A 15,972-nucleotide genomic window follows, 5' to 3' on the forward strand; every position below is an offset into this window, starting at 1 on the left:
GGCTGACAAGCGGCTTTTGCCGGTCTATAGAAGCGCGGAATTTCCCATGCGGCAGAAAGCGAGGACGATCATGACGGGAACGAGACGCTCCAGCGCCGAGATCGACCCGCGCCGCAAGCGCATCCTTTTCCGCTGTTGGCACAGGGGCATCCGCGAGATGGACCTGGTGCTCGGCGCCTTCGCCGATGCCGAGATCGCGACGCTCTCCGACGCCGAGCTGGACGAGCTGGAGCGCATCATGGCCGAGGAGGACAACGACCTCGTGAAATGGGTGACCGGCGAAAAGCCCGTGCCGGAGGAGTTCCGCAGCGGCCTCTTCCCGCGCATCGCCGCCTACCGCCCCGATTTCTCGCCGCTCTTCAAAGACGACCGCGCATGATCCCCGGATTTTCCCCCGAACGCGTTGCAGCGGCCGGCCGGCCGATGACGATCGGTGCCGTGCCTTCCGGCGTCGAGCCGCTGATTCTCGCCGAGCTTGCCCGCAAGTCCGGTCCCGTCGCTTATCTGCTGTCGGACGGCCAGCGCATCTCCGATCTGGAACAGATGCTCGGCTTTGCCGCGCCCGACATTCCGGTGCTGACGCTGCCCGGATGGGACTGCCTTCCCTACGACCGCGTGTCGCCCAGCGCCGAGGTTTCCGCGCGCCGGCTTTCCGCGCTCTCGGCGCTGATCGCCCACCGGAAGAAGCCGCACCCGGCCATCGTGCTCGTCACTGTCAACGCCATGCTGCAGAAGACGGCGCCGCGGTCGGTCATCGAGAGCCTCGCCTTCTCGGCAAAGCCCGGCAACCAGATCCGCATGGACGACGTGGCGGCGCGGCTGGAGCGCAACGGCTTCGAGCGCGTGGCGACCGTGCGCGAGGTCGGCGAATATGCGGTGCGCGGCGGCATCCTCGACGTCTTCGTGCCGGGCAGTCTCGAACCGGTGCGCCTCGATTTCTTCGGCGACACGCTGGAGAGTATCCGCTCCTTCGACCCGGCGAGCCAGCGCACGACGGGCCAGGCGCGCTCCCTCGACCTCAACCCGATGAGCGAGGTGACGCTGACGCCGGAGACGATCTCGCATTTCCGCAAGCACTACCTTGCCTCCTTCGGCGCCGCGACGCGCGACGATGCGCTCTACCAGGCGGTTTCCGAAGGCCGGCGCTATGCCGGCATGGAGCACTGGCTGCCGCTGTTCTACGACGGGCTGGAAACGGCCTTCGACTATCTCGAAGGCTTCCGCATCGTCACCGACCATACGGTGCGCGAGGCGGCCGTCGAGCGCTCGCGCCTCGTGCGCGACTACTACGATGCGCGCCTTGCCTCCGCCACGCCCGGCAAGGGGCAGGTGGCGCAGGCGACGCCCTACAAGCCCGTGCCGCCCGGCCAGCTCTATCTCGACGCCGAGCGTTTTGCGAGCGAGCTCGACGCGCGGAACGCCATCCGCCTCTCGCCCTTCAACGAGCACGAGGGCGAGGCACGGCATGTCGAGACCATCGAGGCGCGGCCGGGCGTACGCTGGGCGCGGCCGGTGGGCGGCGAGGACGCGGACGGCGGCCGAGTCAACGTCTTCGACCAGGCGGTGAAGCACATCGCCGACAAGCGCGCTTCGGGCGCCAAGGTTCTTGTCACCGGCTGGTCGGAAGGCTCGCTCGACCGGCTGTTGCAGGTGCTCGCGGAACACGGGCTCGGCAATGTCGTGCCGGTCGAGAAGTTCGCCGACCTTCGCAAGCTGAAGCCGGGCGAGGCGGGGTCCGCGGTCCTCAGCCTCGAAAGCGGCTTCGAGGCGGGCGACGTCGTCGTCATCGGCGAGCAGGACATCCTCGGCGACCGCATGGTGCGGCGCGCCAAGCGCCGCAAGCGCGGCGCGGATTTCATCACCGAGGTCGCCGGCCTCGACGAGGGCTCGATCGTCGTCCATGCCGAGCACGGCATCGGCCGGTTCGTCGGCCTCAGGACCATCGAGGCGGCGGGCGCGCCGCATGCCTGCCTGGAGCTCGTCTATGCGGACGACGCGAAACTGTTCCTGCCGGTCGAGAACATCGACCTTCTCTCGCGCTACGGCAGCGAGGGGACGGACGCGATCCTCGACAAGCTCGGCGGCGTCGCCTGGCAGGCGCGCAAGGCCAAACTCAAGAAGCGCCTGCTCGACATGGCGAGCGGCCTCATCCAGGTCGCCGCCGCCCGCCTCGTGCGCCATGCGCCGGTGCTGACGGCGCCGGAGGGCGTCTACGACGAGTTCGCCGCCCGCTTCCCCTATGACGAGACGGACGACCAGGCGAACGCCATCGAGGCCGTGCGCGAGGATCTCGGCGCCGGCCGGCCGATGGACCGGCTTGTCTGCGGCGACGTCGGTTTCGGCAAGACGGAGGTGGCGCTGCGCGCGGCCTTCATCGCCGCAATGAACGGCGTGCAGGTCGCCGTCGTCGTGCCGACCACGCTGCTCGCCCGCCAGCATTTCAAGACCTTCTGCGACCGTTTCCGCGGCCTGCCGATCCGGGTGCAGCAGGCCTCCCGCCTCGTCGGATCGAAGGAACTGGCGCTCACGAAGAAGGAGCTTGCCGAGGGCAAGACGGACATCGTCGTCGGCACCCACGCGCTGCTCGGCTCGTCGATCAAGTTCGCCAATCTCGGCCTCCTCATCATCGACGAGGAGCAGCATTTCGGCGTCAAGCACAAGGAGCGGCTGAAGGAGCTGAAGAGCGACGTGCACGTGCTGACGCTCTCGGCGACGCCGATCCCGCGCACCTTGCAGCTCGCGATGACGGGCGTGCGCGAGCTCTCGCTCATCACCACGCCGCCGGTCGACCGCATGGCGGTGCGCACCTTCATCTCGCCCTTCGATCCGCTCGTCATCCGCGAGACGCTGATGCGCGAGCACTACCGGGGCGGCCAGAGTTTTTACGTCTGCCCGCGCGTCAGCGACCTTGCGGAGATCCACGATTTCCTGCGGCAGGACGTGCCGGAGCTGAAGGTGGCCGTCGCGCACGGCCAGATGCCGGCGACCGAGCTCGAGGACATCATGAACGCCTTCTACGAGGGCCGCTACGACGTGCTGCTCTCGACGACGATCGTCGAATCCGGCCTCGACGTGCCGACGGCGAACACGATGATCATCCACCGCGCCGACATGTTCGGCCTCGCCCAGCTCTATCAGCTGCGTGGGCGCGTCGGCCGGTCGAAGGTGCGCGCCTTCGCGCTTTTGACGCTGCCGGTCAACCGAACGCTGACGGGCACGGCGGAACGGCGGCTGAAGGTGCTGCAATCGCTCGATACGCTCGGCGCAGGCTTCCAGCTCGCCAGCCACGACCTCGACATCCGCGGCGCCGGCAACCTCCTCGGCGAGGAACAGTCCGGCCATATCAAGGAGGTCGGCTTCGAGCTCTACCAGCAGATGTTGGAAGAGGCCGTCGCCGAGATCAAGGGCGACGAGGAGATCGCCGACACCGGCTGGTCGCCGCAGATCTCCGTCGGCACCCCAGTGATGATCCCGGACGACTACGTGCCGGACCTTCACTTGCGGCTCGGCCTCTACCGCCGCCTCGGCGAGATCACCGAGCTTGCCGACATCGACGCCTTCGGCGCGGAGCTGATCGACCGCTTCGGCCCGCTGCCGGTCGAGGTGCAGCATCTCCTGAAGATCGTCTACATCAAGTCGCTCTGCCGCGTGGCGAATGTCGAGAAGCTCGATGCCGGCCCGAAGGGCGTCGTCGTGCAGTTCCGCAACAAGGAGTTCCCGAACCCGGCGGCGCTGGTCGGCTACATCTCCAGGCAGGGCACGCTCGCGAAGATCCGCCCTGACCAGAGCCTCTTCCTGTCCCGCGACTACCCGACGCCGGAAAAGCGCCTGACGGGCGCGGCGCAGGTCATGACGCAGCTGGCGGGGCTGGCCAAGCAGGGGGCATGACGCCCCTCAATGCTTTCCGGTCCTTTCCTGCGCCTTCATCGCCGCGATCTCGCGGAAGGCGTTGGTGAGCACGTCCACCGACTGGGCGCCCATCACGGCATACTTGTTGTCGATGATGAAGCAGGGCACGCCGGTCACGCCCATGTCGCGGGCCATGCCGATCTCCTCCTTGACCGAATCGACGTCGGCGCCGGCGGAGAAGAGGGCGGTCACGACGGCGCCGTCCATGCCGCAGGCTTCGGCGATGTCGATGAGGACCGCGCGGTCCCCGACATCGCGCCCCTCCTCGAAATAGGCCTTGAAGAGGGCGAGCGCGACGCGGCTCTGGATCTCCGGCCCCTCGATCATCGCCCAGCGCAGCAGGCGATGGGCATCCAGCGTGTTCGGGCTGATCTTCACCGCCGGGAAATCGAAGTCGATGCCGTCCTGCCGGCCAAGGCCGGTCAGCATGTCGTGCGCACGCTCGACGGCGGCGGTCCCGCCGAGCTTTTCGGCGAGGTGCTTCTTGTGGTCGACGCCCTCGGGCGGCACGTCGGGATTGAGCTGGTAGGGGCGGAACGTCACCGAGACGGCAAGCTCGTCCTTCACGTTGTCGATCGCCTTTTCGAGCCGCTTCTTGCCCAGGTAGCACCAGGGGCACACGACGTCCGAGACGACATCGATCGTAATGGCTTCCATCCGGGCTTCCTTTCGCGATGCCGGAAAATCCCGGCCGCCGCGCAAATCCCGAAAGCAAGATCAGTATGAGGGAATGCGCGGCAGGTTCAAAGTTACCGTCGAGATAAGCCGCGCAACCGCGGCTTTCAACAGGTTACCTCGGCGTAACCCGAATTCTGGGGATGCCCCCTTTATTGCTGCGCCCGCTCGTCCCACCATGTCGGGAACTGGAAACCGTAGAGCGGAGCCGTCTGCGGCCGGCCGATATGCTTCGAGCGCGCGACCCACTGCTCGCCGAGATGATAGAGCGGCACGACATAATAACCCGAAAGCAGCATCCTGTCGTGCAGGCGCACGGCCGAGCGGAAGTCCTCCGCGGTGCGCGCCTTCAGCATGGCATCGAGGAAGCGGTCCACGTCGGGATCGGCGACGCCGGCGAAATTGGAGCTGCCGGGCAGGTCGCGCATGGTCGAGCTCCAATAGCTGATCTGGTCCCTGCCCGGCGAAAGCGAGGACGGGAACGCCTTGACGATGACGTCGTAGTCGAAGGTCTGGCTGCGGCTCTGGTACTGCGAATCGTCCACCGTGCGGATCCCGGCCCGGACGCCGAGGGCGGCCAGAAAGCGCTGGTAGGCGAGCGCGAGCTTTTCCTGATCGGCGTTCTGCGTCATGATCTCGAAGGCGAGCGGCTTGCCGGCCGCATCGACCATCTGGCCGCCCTTGATGGCGTAGCCGGCCTTGCGGAACAGCTCCATCGCCTCGCGCAGCACCTTGCGGTCGCGGCCGGAACCGTCTGTCTTCGGCAGGCGATGCGTGCCGGCAAGGATATCCGGCTCGATGCGCGAGATCGCGCTGCCGGCGATCTCGCGCTCGCGCGCGTCGGCCGCCACGCCGAGCGAGCTGAGGTCGGAATTCTGCCAGTAGCTCTCGGTGCGCTTGTAGGCGTTCTCGAAAAGGCTGCGGTTCACCCATTCGAAATCGAAGACCAGCGTCAGCGCCTTGCGCAGCTCCTGCTTCTGGAAGAGCGGACGGCGCGTGTTGAACACGAAGCCGAGCATGCCGGAGGGCGTCTTCGGCTTGATGCTGTCCTTGACGACGGCGCCGGAGAGCGCCGCCGGGAAATCGTAGCCGCGCGCCCATTTCGTCGGGTTGCCTTCCTGGTAGAGGTCGATCTCCCCCTTCTTGAAGGCTTCGAACAGGGAGTTCTCCTGCAGGAAGTATTCGACGGAAATCTCGTCGTAATTGTCGAAGCCGATCTTGGCGGGCAGGTCCTTCGCCCAATAGTCCGGGTCGCGGGCATAGACGATCTTCTCGCCGGGCTTGACCTCCTTCACCTTGTAGGGACCGGAGCCGAGCGGGACGGCGAGGGAGGTGCGGTCGAAGGTTTCCACGTCGATCGCATGCCTGGGCAGGATGGGCGAATAGGCGGCGATCAGCAGCGGCGTTTCCCGGTCGGCCTTGTCGTTGAAGGCGAAGCGCACGCTGCGCTCGCCGACCTTCTCGACCTTCTCCACGCCGTCGAGGCGCCGGTTGAAGGGCGTGCGGCCCTTGTCGCGCAGAAGCTCGAAGCTGAAGATCACGTCTTCCGGCGTCACCGGCTTGCCGTCCGCCCAGCGCGCCTTGGGATTGAGGTTGAACTGGATGAAGGTGCGGTCGTCGTCCCACTCCACCGTTTCGGCGAGCAGGCCGTACAGCGTGAAGGCCTCGTCGCGCGAGCGCTGCATCAGCGATTCGTAGACGAGGTTGCCGAATTCCGGATCCCACATGCCCCGCGCCGTCGTGCGCATGCTCTTCAGGATGAAGGGATTGAGGTTGTCGAAAGTGCCGACGACGCCGTAGGCGATGCGCCCGCCCTTCTTCACGTCGGGATTGACGTAGGTGAAATGCCTGTAGTCGGGCGGCAGGGCCGGCTCGCCGTGCATGGCGATGCCGTGCAGCGGCGCTGCCGAGCCGGGCATCGCCGTAAGCGCGAGCATTGAGGCGGCAAAGGCCATCAGGAAGGGGCGCAAGGGGGTCTCCTCGTGAGGTCCGGATGATTCTCGTCCATTATAGCCGCAGCAACGGGGACGGTACCGTGGCGGGGCCGGAAATAGAAGGCGCGGGGGGAATTTCGCAAGGAAAGGCTGGATATCCGGCGCGGCCCATTGTAACAGGATACGCCGAAGCGGGTCATGCAAATGCCTCATTTCGCCGACAGGAGAGCGCACGGCTGACCAAAACGCCCGCGAGGGGCTTTGAGGAGGGGCGCTGTCGCTCCGGCACCGGATTTTCAGGAGACCGAACTCGTTATGATCTTCACATCGCACCTCATCAAGCGGACCGTGCTTTCCGCCTTTGCTGCTTCCGTTGCCCTGGCGGCCGCTCCGTCCGCAACGCTCGCTCAGCAGGCCACGCCGCCGAAGGGCTGGTTCAAGGTCTGCACCAAGCAGGAAGACAACGACGTCTGCATCGTGCAGAACCTGCTGACGGCAAGCAGCGGCCAGCTCATCACCGCCGTCGGCCTGATCACCGTCACCGGCAAGACCAACCGCAAGATCATGCAGGTCTCGGTTCCGAGCGCCCGTCTCATCCCGCCGGGCGTCCAGATGCAGATCGACGGCGGCAAGGGCCAGAAGATCGACTACGCCATCTGCATGCCCGACAAGTGCGTCGCGGAAGTGCTGTTGACCGACCAGATGATCTCCAGCCTGAAGAAGGGCGGCGAAGTCGTCTTCACCTCGATCAATTTCCAGCGCGCGCCGAACCCGATCAAGATCTCGCTCGAAGGCTTCACCGGCGTCTTCGACGGCGAGCCGATCGAACAGTCGCAGCTCGAAGAGCGCCAGCGCCTGCTGCAGGAAGAAATGCAGAAGAAGGCCGAGGAAGCCCGCAAGAAGCTCGAAGACGCCCAGAAGGCCGCCAAGAGCCAGTAAGCTCCGCATCCTCTGACACGAAGGACCCGGCCATCGGCCGGGTTCAATTTGATGACGAACATTGTTCCAAGCACGCCGTCATCCTCGGGCTTGACCCGAGGATCCATTCTTTTCAAAGCTTATGGATGGTCGGGTCAAGCCCGACCATGACGAAGGAGAGGTTGGGCGGACTTTGTCGGCAAACTGAACCCGGCCATCGGCCGGGTTTTTTGTTGCCCTGAACTTGCGGCGGGCGATCAGTGGAAGATGCCGCTCTGCTCTTTCCAGCGATAGTGCCCCTGGTCCACATCCATCAGCGCGCGGACCTGCGGATGGCGGATCGGCTTGCCGCTGTCGTCCGCCACGAGATTCTGTTCGGAGACATAGGCGACGTATTCCGTGTCGTCGTTCTCCGCGAAGAGGTGGTAGAAGGGCTGGTCCTTCGACGGCCGGATTTCGGCCGGAATGGCATTCCACCACTCTTCCGTATTGGCGAATTCGGGATCGACGTCGAAGACAACGCCACGGAAGGGGAAAATCCGGTGGCGGACCACGTCGCCGATGGCAAATTTTGCATTCCGCATCTTCATGGCGTACCTACCTTTCCTCTTATATTTGGGTAATTTCGCTGAAACATCAATAGTTCCGGTGCGTGGAACGTTCCAACGGGAGAGGCTCGCGGCGCTTGCGCCTCCAGCCGTTTCGGCGTACCTCGAAGAGTAACGTCTCGGACGGATCAGGTGGCATGAACAATCAGTGGGGCAGGAGCGGCAACGGACCGGCGGGAAGCGGCGGCGTCGGCTTGGGCGGCATCGCGTTTGCCGTCCTGGTGAGCCTGGTGCTCGGCGGTGCGGCCGGCTACGGCGCCTTCCGCATGACGGACGGCGCGGCTCCCGCCGGCGACATCGAGCAGCGCGACCGGCGTATCGCCGACCTTGCCAAGGAACTCGACGCGCGTGTCGCCCAGGTCGAGGAAAGCACCCGCAAGGCGCAGGCGCTCGCCGGGGAGAACGACGCCCTCAGGCGCCAGGTCGAAACCCTGCGCACCGATGCGGGCGCATCGGAAGCGGCGAGCGCGGCCGCCGAGAATGCGCGGCTGACGCAGGAGGTGGTGCCGGAGCTGAAGAACGAGCTGGAACTGGCCTCCCAGCGCCTCGCCGATGCCGAAGCGCTGAGGAAGCGGGCCGAGCAAGCGGTGCGGGACCGCGAACGCCGGCTCTCGCTCAACGCCGACCGGATCGCGCGGTTGGAAAAGGCGCTCGATGAGGCGTGCAGCCGGCAGGGCGCGGTACGCGACGCCGAGATGGAGCGCCTGGAAGCGGAGGCCGACACGCTGCGGCGGGACCTATCGCAGGCGCGGCAGGCCGAAGAAGCGATCCGCACGAGGGAGCTTCCCGCCTTGCGCGAGGAGGTGGCCCGCAAGGACCGGGAAATCGCCGCGCTCAATGCACGCAACGCATCGCTGGCCGCACGGATCGGCGCGCTCGAGGCGGCCGCGCGATCCGCGCAGCCCGGCGGCCAGACGGACGGCGGCGACAAGCCGGCGCTCGACAATGCGAAACCCGACGAGGGCCGCAGCCCGCGCAATGCCGCGCTCGTGGCCGAGGCGATGCAGGACACGCCCGGCCTCGACCGCCTGACGCGTGCCCAGCGCGACCAGCTGGAGCGCACGCTGGTGTCCGGCGAATGCGTCACCAATGCGCTCGGCGGCGTCTTCACGCGCGTGCCGGTCCTGACGCTCAGGAACCTGATGCGCGGTCTCGACAGCGACTGCTGAATTTAGTCCGGCGGCCCGGCCGCCGGCTTTGGGAAGGAGATTTGGATGAAGCGATCTGTTGTGGCGGCCGCGCTCGGCCTTGCGCTTTCGGCGGGCGGCGCATCGGGGCAGGAATTCGAGCGCAACATCATGACCGGCGGCCCGCAAGGCACCTATATCCAGATCGGCCGGGACATCGCCGCGCTCGGCGCCGAATGCGGCCTCAAGCTGAACGTGGTCGAAAGCGCCGGCTCCCTGGAAAACTTCGTCGGCGTGCGCAACCGGCGCAACACGCAATTCGGCATCGTGCAGAGCGACGTGCTCGAATACCTCAAGACGTTCGAGGCGAACGATCCGGAGGTGCAGAAGGCGGTCAAGGGCGTGCGCATCATGTTCCCCCTCTACAACGAGGAGATCCATGTGCTGGCGCGCAAGGACATCGCCGGCATGAAGGACCTCGCCGGCAGAAAAGTCGCGGTCGGCAAGAAGGACAGCGGCACGTTCCTCACCGCCACGCTCATCATGGACATCCTGCAGGTGAAGGCCGGCCAGCGCATGGACATCAACCCGGACGAGGCGCTGCCGAAGCTGCTGTCGGGCGAGATCGACGCCTTCTTCTACGTCGCCGGCGCGCCCGCCTCGCTCTTTTCCGGCAGCGCGATCGACAAGGCGAAGTTCCATCTCCTGCCGATCACCGAGGCGCCGCTGCTGGCGACCTATACGCCGTCGCGCATCGAGGCCGGCACCTACTCGTTCCAGGACCAGCCGGTCGACCTCATCGCCGTCAAGGCCGTGATGATGACTTACGACTACGACATCCGGCGCAACGCCTATCATCGCGACAGCTGCAAGTCGGTGGCGGATTTCTCCAACCTCATCCTCACCGGGCTCGACAGGCTGAAGGCGACGGGCCATCCGAAATGGAAGACCGTGGACCTGACGGCGCTGCCGCCCGGCTGGCAGGTGGGCGTCTGCGTGAAGACGGGCATGGCGCTCGACTACAAGCCGGCCTGCAAGCCGGCTGCCGGCAACGCCTCCGGCGCGGATGCGGACGATTCGAACGAGGAATACCTGGACCTGCTCAAGCAGCGCCTGCAGCAATAACGCTCCGCCGGAACGCCTCCGCCACCGACACAAAACCCGGCCGCTGGCCGGGTTTTGTGTCCGAGGGTACCTCCCGTCCGAAGACGGGAGGAACGGATCGGTCAGGCGGAGTAGTACATGTCGAACTCGACCGGGTGCGGGGTCATTTCGAAGCGCATGACTTCCGCCATCTTGAGTTCGATGTAGGAGTCGATCTGGTCGTCGTCGAACACGCCGCCGGCGGTGAGGAACTTGCGGTCCTTGTCGAGGCTCTCGAGCGCCTCGCGCAGCGAGCCGCAGACGGTCGGGATCTTCTTCAGTTCCTTCGGCGGCAGGTCGTAGAGGTCCTTGTCCATGGCCTTGCCGGGATGGATCTTGTTCTTGATGCCGTCGAGGCCGGCCATCAGCATGGCCGCGAAGGCGAGGTACGGATTTGCCAGCGGGTCGGGGAAGCGGACTTCGACGCGCTTGGACTTCGGACCCGTGCCGAACGGAATGCGGCAGGAGGCCGAGCGGTTGCGGGCCGAGTAGGCGAGCAGGACCGGCGCCTCATAGCCCGGGACGAGGCGCTTGTAGGAGTTCGTCGTCGGGTTGGAGAAGGCGTTGATCGCCTTGGCGTGCTTGATGATGCCGCCGATGTAGTAGAGGCAGGTCTCGGAAAGGCCGGCATACTCGTCGCCCGCGAAGGTCGGCTTGCCGTCCTTCCAGATCGACTGGTGAACGTGCATGCCCGAGCCGTTGTCGCCGAAGATCGGCTTCGGCATGAAGGTCGCCGTCTTGCCGTAGGCGTTGGCGACCTGGTGCACGACGTACTTGTAGATCTGGATCTTGTCGGCGTTGCGCACCAGCGTGTCGAACTTCACGCCGAGCTCGTGCTGGGCGGCCGCCACCTCGTGGTGCTGCTTTTCGACGACGACGCCCATTTCGGCGAGCACCGTCAGCATCTCGGAGCGCATGTCCTGGCACGAGTCGATCGGCGGGACAGGGAAGTAGCCGCCCTTGACGCGCGGACGGTGGCCGAGGTTGCCGGTCTCGTAGTCGGTGTCGTCGTTGGACGGCAGTTCGGACGAGTCGAGCTTGAAGCCGGTGTTGTACGGATCGGCCTTGTACTTGACGTCGTCGAAGACGAAGAATTCCGGTTCCGGACCGACATAGACGGTGTCGCCGATGCCGGAGGCCTTGAGGTAGGCTTCGGCCTTCTTGGCGGTGCCGCGCGGATCGCGGTTGTAGGCTTCGCCGGAGACCGGGTCGAGGATGTCGCACATGACGACCATGGTGGACTGCGCGAAGAACGGATCCATGTGGACCGTTGCCGGATCGGGCATCAGCACCATGTCGGACTCGTTGATGGCCTTCCAGCCGGCAATCGAGGAACCGTCGAACATGACGCCGTCGGCGAACATGTCTTCGTCGACGCAGGAAACGTCCATCGTGACGTGCTGCAGCTTGCCCTTGGGGTCGGTGAAGCGCAGGTCGACGAACTTTACGTCGTTTTCCTTGATTTGCTTGAGGATGTCATTGGCAGTCGTCATTTTTATGGTCCCTGTGTGATGACGAGGTGGAAGCCTTGGCCGGACGGCAAGGCGGGATTAGATGGCGTCTACGCCGGTTTCGCCGGTGCGGATGCGGATGACTTCTTCGACGTTGGAGACAAAGATCTTGCCATCGCCGATGCGGCCGGTCTGGGCCGCGTTGCGGATCGCCTCGATGACGGCTTCCGCATTCTCGTCCGCCAGGACGACCTCGACCTTCACCTTGGGCAGAAAGTCGACGACGTATTCGGCGCCACGGTAAAGCTCCGTGTGCCCCTTCTGGCGTCCAAAGCCCTTCGCCTCCGTGACGGTGATACCCTGCAGGCCGACTTCCTGAAGAGCCTCCTTCACCTCATCGAGTTTGAAAGGCTTGATGATCGCTTCGATCTTTTTCATGAGAAAATGTCTCTCCGCTTCTCCCGTTTGCGCGCGGCTCGCGCCCGCTGCACACTTCAAATGCACGTAGCATGCCAACTTGAAGCAGGATGCGTGCCAGATCGGATGAAATCCGTCCCTTTCACGACCCCACTCGTCGTCACGCCGGCGATGATGCGGCTTTCCGGGAAAAAGGGCCAGCGGAATCTGCCTAAAAAATGTCTCTTTCCGCGCCGTCCGGCCTGCTTCGACGGCCCCCGAAACGGGTTTGGCGCCGAAAGCTGCAAATTTGAGCATACTGAATATGCAGATGCATAAAAAACGAGCTGAAACGAAAAGCGCAAGCGGGCTTGCCCGGCCTGCGTCTTTGCGGGCATCCTGGGGCATGCACAAGGAAATCGACACGCTGATCATCACGCCCGCGGAGATGGGGCGCATCGACCGCGCCGCCGCCGCATCGGGACTATGGAGCTACGGCCTGATGGAGCGGGCAGGCCAGGCTGTCGCCGCCGCGGCGCTCCGCCGCTTCCCCGGAGCCTTGCGGTTCGCCGTGCTCTGCGGGCCGGGCAACAACGGCGGCGACGGCTATGTCGCCGCGCGCGTCCTGCGGGATGCCGGCGCCGAGATCGCGGTCCATGCCCTCGGCGACACCGCCTCGCTGAAAGGCGATGCCGCGACGGCCTTTGCGAATTTTAACGGCGGTGTCGCGCCTCTTGCGGACTATTCGCCGCGTTCCGGGGATGTCGTCATCGACGCGTTGTTCGGAGCGGGATTGGCCCGCGACCTTCCGGACGAGGTCGCCCGCACCATCGACGCCGTGCGCCGGACCGTCCTGCCCGTCCTGGCGGTGGACCTGCCGTCCGGCATCGACGGCCGGACGGGGCAGGTGAGGGGCGCGGCCTTCGAGGCCGCCGCGACCGTCACCTTCATGTGCCGCAAGCCCGGCCACCTGCTTTTGCCCGGCAGGACGCTTGCGGGCGATGTGGAAATCTTCGACATCGGCATTCCCGCGCGCATCCTTGCGCGGCATGCCGAGCATATGCGGGTGAACGCGCCGGCGGTCTGGCGCGGCGCCCTGCCGCGGCAGGCGGGCGCCGTGCATAAATATGTGCGGGGCCATCTTGCCGTGTTCTCAGGCCCGGCGACCGCCACCGGCGCGGCGCGCCTGTCCGCTGCGGCCGGCCTTCGCGCCGGCGCCGGCCTCGTCACGCTGCTGTCGCCGCGCGATGCGCTTTGCGCAAACGCGGCGCACCTGACGGGCGTGATGCTGAAGGCGCTCGACGGCGACGGCGATCTTACGGCGCTCCTTGAAGACGGCCGGCTGAAAACCTTCGTCCTCGGCCCGGGCTTCGGCGAGGCGCACAAGGCAAGACGGTATGTCCGCCTGCTTGCCGAGAGCGGCCGTCGCCTCGTGCTCGACGCGGACGGCATCAGCGCCTTCCGGGACGCGCCGGACGAGCTCTTCTCGCTTTTTGCCGGCGCGGAACCGCGTCTGGTGCTGACGCCGCACGACGGAGAGTTTGCCCGGCTGTTCGCCGACCTTGCCGGCGACGGCGCCCTTTCGAAGATCGAGCGCGCGCAAAAGGCCGCGGCCCGCTGCAACGGCGTCGTGGTCCTCAAGGGCGCCGATACCGTGATCGCCGCGCCGGACGGCCGCGTGCTCGTCAACGAGAACGCGCCGCCGTGGCTTGCGACGGCCGGCTCCGGCGACGTGCTCGCCGGCATCGTCGGGGCCCATCTGGCGCAGGGTCTGCCGGCCTTCGAGGCGGCCGCCGGCGCCGTCTGGCGCCACGGCGAGGCCGGGCGCATCGCGGGCGAGGGGTTGACGGCGGAAGACCTGCCGGCCGCCATCCCGCCCTGGCCCACCGGAGGATAACCGATGGAAAGCAGCGTAAGGTCATTCTTCGAGCGATACGAAAGACTGTTCAACCAATCCCTCGCCGGCCATGCGGACATGGATGACGTCGCGGCCCTCTATGCGCCCGCGTTCATCGCGGCCTCGCCTGCCGGCGTGGCGACCGGCAAGAATGACGAACATTTCAAGCAGGTCGTGGCCCAGGGCTACGAGCGCTACGAGGCGATCGGAACGAAGGAAATGCGCATACGCGATATCCGCATTTCTCCGATGGACGACCACCATTGCCTGGCGCATGTTGCCTGGACGGCGACCTATGAACGCAAGGGCCAGCCGGACATCGCCATCGATTTCGACGTACACTATTTCGTCCAGATGCTGGACGGCGGGCCGAAGGTCTTCGGCTGGGTATCCGGCGACGAGCAGGCGCTGCTGAGGAAGCACGGCATCATCTGAAGCCGGCGCCCTGCCTCAACCCGTCCGCTTCTTCAGCTCGCGCGCGCCGTTCGGAGCGTTCACCTTGCCTGACGTGATGAAGAAGGCGAAGACGTCCCGCGCTTTCCTGGCCGGCCTGGTGTCCGGATCGATCTTCGGCAGGTCCGCCGGCTCGCCTCCGCCCGCCCAGTCCTTGAGCCGCGCCGCCCATTCGTCGAGCGCCTTCTCCGGATAACAGGTTTTGATGTCGTCCGAGCCCTTCTGCAGGCGGGCATAGACGAAGTCCGCCGTCACATCGGCAATCTCCGGATAGTCTTCGTGCTGCGCATAGACGATCGCCGCCTTGTACTTGCGGGCGAGCGCGGCGAATTCCGGCACCAGGAACGTGTCGTTGCGCACTTCCAGCGCATGCTTCAGCGCAAGGCCGTCCAGCTTCTCCGGCAGGAGCTTCAGGAAACCCTCGAAATCCTCCGGCTCGAACTTCTTGGTCGGCGGGAACTGCCAGAGGATCGGGCCGAGATGGTCGCCGAGCTCGGTGAGGCCCTGCGTCAGGAATTTCTCGACGGACTCGCCGCCGTCGCTGAGCACCTTGCGGTTCGTTGTGAAGCGGCTGGCCTTGAGCGAGAAGATGAAGCCGTCCGGCACTTCGGAGGCCCACTTGGCGAAGGTCTCCGGCTTCTGCGAGCCGTAATAGGTGCCGTTGACCTCGATGGCGGAGAGCTCGCGGCTCGCGAATTCGAGCTGCCGCTTCTTCGGCAGCTTTTCCGGGTAGAAGGTTCCCTCCCACGGATCGAAGGTCCAGCCGCCGATGCCGGTGCGAATGGTGCCCGATGTGCTCATGTCCTGTCCTCCTCGACAGACGGATGGCGGCGCCTCAAGCCGGCGCGATGAAGGGCTGCGATATCTCCGCGAAAACCGACAGGGCCTCCATGCCGGCGCAATGCGCCGCCAGCGCGGGGTAGGCGGCGGGATCGATAAGGCCGGGATAGGCTTCGCCCACATGCCGCCAGGCGCAGGCGACCGCGATATCGGCGTGCGTGATGCGGCCGAACCAGAAGTCGCCCGGCCGGGCAGCGCGCTCCGCATCGAGCGCGGCAAGCACGGTCGTGATCTGCGAACGGCAGCGCTCGACGAAATAGGCCGATGGCGTCTCGTGCAGGTGCAACTCGTAGAACAGGCTGACGCCCTTGTCGGCAAGGCCGGTCGCGAAGGTCACGACCTTCAGCACCTGCCGCCGCTCCGGCTCGACCCCGGGCAGCAGCCGCTTTTCCGCCGGCACGAGGCCGTCGACATAGTCGAGGATCGAATGGCTGTCGGCCACGATGCCGCCGTCGTCGAGCAGCAGCGTCGGCACCCGCATCAGCGGATTGACCGCCTGCACCTTCACGCCCTCGCCGAACACCGACCAGGGCTGGTGCTCGAACGGCAGGCCGTAGAGGCGCATCGCGATCGCGACGCGGCGCACGTAGGACGAATCGTACTGGCCGATCAGGATCATCG

Annotated in this window: 14 protein-coding genes; 7 read left to right on the forward strand and 7 right to left on the reverse strand. The window is 65.9% G+C overall.

Translation table 11 applies throughout. The annotated features are described in order from the left end of the window. The first annotated feature begins 70 nt into the window (after window positions 1-70). Both ACIIOY_RS15000 and mfd read left to right on the forward strand, forming a co-directional pair. Window positions 71-379, forward strand: coding sequence for an FAD assembly factor SdhE (locus tag ACIIOY_RS15000; protein ID WP_411035479.1), 309 nt, complete (start codon window positions 71-73; stop codon window positions 377-379). Beyond that, window positions 376-3,888, forward strand: coding sequence for a transcription-repair coupling factor (mfd, locus tag ACIIOY_RS15005; protein WP_411035480.1), 3,513 nt, complete (start codon window positions 376-378; stop codon window positions 3,886-3,888). The genes ACIIOY_RS15000 and mfd overlap by 4 nt, the downstream gene beginning before the upstream one ends. Before the next feature lie 6 nt (window positions 3,889-3,894). Here mfd and ACIIOY_RS15010 read toward each other — a convergent pair whose 3' ends face one another. Both ACIIOY_RS15010 and ACIIOY_RS15015 read right to left on the reverse strand, forming a co-directional pair. Continuing rightward, a complete protein-coding gene (locus ACIIOY_RS15010; RefSeq protein WP_411035481.1) occupies window positions 3,895-4,566 on the reverse strand; it encodes a DsbA family oxidoreductase in 672 nt (223 codons plus the stop codon). Between the two features lie 170 nt (window positions 4,567-4,736). After that, window positions 4,737-6,539 carry an extracellular solute-binding protein gene (locus tag ACIIOY_RS15015; protein ID WP_411035571.1) on the reverse strand — a complete coding sequence of 601 codons (1,803 nt, stop codon included), beginning with the start codon at window positions 6,537-6,539 and terminating at the stop codon, window positions 4,737-4,739. 294 nt (window positions 6,540-6,833) lie between these two features. Here ACIIOY_RS15015 and ACIIOY_RS15020 point away from each other — a divergent pair, with 294 nt between their 5' ends. After that, window positions 6,834-7,457 carry an invasion associated locus B family protein gene (locus ACIIOY_RS15020; protein WP_411035482.1) on the forward strand — a complete coding sequence of 208 codons (624 nt, stop codon included), beginning with the start codon at window positions 6,834-6,836 and terminating at the stop codon, window positions 7,455-7,457. Window positions 7,458-7,693: 236 nt separating this feature from the next. Here the strand turns inward: ACIIOY_RS15020 and hspQ are convergent, their stop codons facing one another. Then, on the reverse strand, window positions 7,694-8,026 hold the full coding sequence (gene hspQ / locus ACIIOY_RS15025) for a heat shock protein HspQ (protein WP_411035483.1): 333 nt from the start codon (window positions 8,024-8,026) through the stop codon (window positions 7,694-7,696). 155 nt (window positions 8,027-8,181) lie between these two features. Here hspQ and ACIIOY_RS15030 point away from each other — a divergent pair, with 155 nt between their 5' ends. After that, window positions 8,182-9,213 (forward strand): coiled-coil domain-containing protein, encoded by a 1,032-nt coding sequence (locus ACIIOY_RS15030; RefSeq protein WP_411035484.1) that lies wholly within the window; start codon window positions 8,182-8,184, stop codon window positions 9,211-9,213. Between the two features lie 45 nt (window positions 9,214-9,258). Continuing rightward, a complete protein-coding gene (locus tag ACIIOY_RS15035; protein WP_411035485.1) occupies window positions 9,259-10,296 on the forward strand; it encodes a TAXI family TRAP transporter solute-binding subunit in 1,038 nt (345 codons plus the stop codon). A 101-nt stretch (window positions 10,297-10,397) separates the two neighbouring features. Here the strand turns inward: ACIIOY_RS15035 and glnA are convergent, their stop codons facing one another. Next, entirely contained in the window at window positions 10,398-11,807 is a 1,410-nt protein-coding gene (glnA, locus tag ACIIOY_RS15040; protein WP_411035486.1) for a type I glutamate--ammonia ligase, read from the reverse strand. Between the two features lie 57 nt (window positions 11,808-11,864). Then, window positions 11,865-12,203: a P-II family nitrogen regulator gene (locus ACIIOY_RS15045; protein WP_003515720.1), complete on the reverse strand. Its 339-nt coding sequence runs from the start codon at window positions 12,201-12,203 to the stop codon at window positions 11,865-11,867. Window positions 12,204-12,567: 364 nt separating this feature from the next. Here ACIIOY_RS15045 and ACIIOY_RS15050 point away from each other — a divergent pair, with 364 nt between their 5' ends. Both ACIIOY_RS15050 and ACIIOY_RS15055 read left to right on the forward strand, forming a co-directional pair. Beyond that, window positions 12,568-14,058, forward strand: coding sequence for an NAD(P)H-hydrate dehydratase (locus ACIIOY_RS15050; protein WP_411035487.1), 1,491 nt, complete (start codon window positions 12,568-12,570; stop codon window positions 14,056-14,058). 3 nt (window positions 14,059-14,061) lie between these two features. Continuing rightward, complete coding sequence (locus tag ACIIOY_RS15055) at window positions 14,062-14,493, forward strand: DUF6841 family protein (protein WP_411035488.1); 432 nt, start codon at window positions 14,062-14,064, stop codon at window positions 14,491-14,493. A 15-nt stretch (window positions 14,494-14,508) separates the two neighbouring features. Here the strand turns inward: ACIIOY_RS15055 and ACIIOY_RS15060 are convergent, their stop codons facing one another. Further along, on the reverse strand, window positions 14,509-15,312 hold the full coding sequence (locus tag ACIIOY_RS15060) for a DUF72 domain-containing protein (RefSeq protein ID WP_411035489.1): 804 nt from the start codon (window positions 15,310-15,312) through the stop codon (window positions 14,509-14,511). A gap of 34 nt (window positions 15,313-15,346) precedes the next feature. Continuing rightward, window positions 15,347-15,970 carry a glutathione S-transferase family protein gene (locus tag ACIIOY_RS15065; RefSeq protein ID WP_411035490.1) on the reverse strand — a complete coding sequence of 208 codons (624 nt, stop codon included), beginning with the start codon at window positions 15,968-15,970 and terminating at the stop codon, window positions 15,347-15,349. Between the last annotated feature and the right edge of the window lie 2 nt (window positions 15,971-15,972).

It is taken from the genome of Shinella agrisoli, from assembly GCF_046557955.1.
Lineage (GTDB): Bacteria > Pseudomonadota > Alphaproteobacteria > Rhizobiales > Rhizobiaceae > Shinella.

What these genes read in the sequence shown, in the direction of transcription:
- ACIIOY_RS15000 (WP_411035479.1), top strand. Translation starts at nt 71, where the DNA reads ATGACGGGAACGAGACGCTCCAGCGCCGAGATCGACCCGCGCCGCAAG.
- mfd (WP_411035480.1), top strand. Translation starts at nt 376, where the DNA reads ATGATCCCCGGATTTTCCCCCGAACGCGTTGCAGCGGCCGGCCGGCCG.
- ACIIOY_RS15010 (WP_411035481.1), bottom strand. Translation starts at nt 4,566, where the DNA reads ATGGAAGCCATTACGATCGATGTCGTCTCGGACGTCGTGTGCCCCTGG.
- ACIIOY_RS15015 (WP_411035571.1), bottom strand. Translation starts at nt 6,539, where the DNA reads ATGGCCTTTGCCGCCTCAATGCTCGCGCTTACGGCGATGCCCGGCTCG.
- ACIIOY_RS15020 (WP_411035482.1), top strand. Translation starts at nt 6,834, where the DNA reads ATGATCTTCACATCGCACCTCATCAAGCGGACCGTGCTTTCCGCCTTT.
- hspQ (WP_411035483.1), bottom strand. Translation starts at nt 8,026, where the DNA reads ATGAAGATGCGGAATGCAAAATTTGCCATCGGCGACGTGGTCCGCCAC.
- ACIIOY_RS15030 (WP_411035484.1), top strand. Translation starts at nt 8,182, where the DNA reads ATGAACAATCAGTGGGGCAGGAGCGGCAACGGACCGGCGGGAAGCGGC.
- ACIIOY_RS15035 (WP_411035485.1), top strand. Translation starts at nt 9,259, where the DNA reads ATGAAGCGATCTGTTGTGGCGGCCGCGCTCGGCCTTGCGCTTTCGGCG.
- glnA (WP_411035486.1), bottom strand. Translation starts at nt 11,807, where the DNA reads ATGACGACTGCCAATGACATCCTCAAGCAAATCAAGGAAAACGACGTA.
- ACIIOY_RS15045 (WP_003515720.1), bottom strand. Translation starts at nt 12,203, where the DNA reads ATGAAAAAGATCGAAGCGATCATCAAGCCTTTCAAACTCGATGAGGTG.
- ACIIOY_RS15050 (WP_411035487.1), top strand. Translation starts at nt 12,568, where the DNA reads ATGCACAAGGAAATCGACACGCTGATCATCACGCCCGCGGAGATGGGG.
- ACIIOY_RS15055 (WP_411035488.1), top strand. Translation starts at nt 14,062, where the DNA reads ATGGAAAGCAGCGTAAGGTCATTCTTCGAGCGATACGAAAGACTGTTC.
- ACIIOY_RS15060 (WP_411035489.1), bottom strand. Translation starts at nt 15,312, where the DNA reads ATGAGCACATCGGGCACCATTCGCACCGGCATCGGCGGCTGGACCTTC.
- ACIIOY_RS15065 (WP_411035490.1), bottom strand. Translation starts at nt 15,970, where the DNA reads ATGATCCTGATCGGCCAGTACGATTCGTCCTACGTGCGCCGCGTCGCG.